This is a genomic window from Mycobacterium sp. MUNTM1, from assembly GCF_054660795.1.
Genome location: NZ_BAAGDE010000164.1, coordinates 1 through 335 on the forward strand (window position 1 = coordinate 1; position 335 = coordinate 335).

At 76.4% G+C, this 335-nt stretch carries 1 protein-coding gene; it reads right to left on the reverse strand.

Going from position 1 to position 335, the window contains the following annotated elements; genetic code table 11:
- On the reverse strand, positions 1-335 hold a 335-nt coding region (locus tag ACYQ8K_RS30250), incomplete at both ends, for an E3 binding domain-containing protein (protein ID WP_459975073.1).

The following is a 335-nucleotide window of genomic DNA, read 5'->3' on the forward strand; positions in this document are numbered from 1 at the left end:
GCCTTGGGGGCGGCGGCCGCTGGGGCCGGCGCGGCGGCGGGCGCCTTGGCGGCCTGTTGCTTCTGCTCGGCTGCGGCCAGTACGTCTTGCTTGCGGATGCGCCCGCCCACGCCGGTGCCCGTGATCGAGTTCAGGTCGATGTTGTTTTCGGCGGCCAGCTTTCGCACCAGCGGTGTCACATACGGCGCGCCGTTGGCGCCCGGACCGGCCGGCTCGGCTGCCGGCTGGGCCTGCGCCGGCTGGGCTTTCGGCTCCGGCGCGGGCTTGGGCTGCGGAGCGGGGGCCGGCGCGGGTTCGGGCTTGGGCTGCGCCTGCGGCTGGGGTGCCCGTTCCGG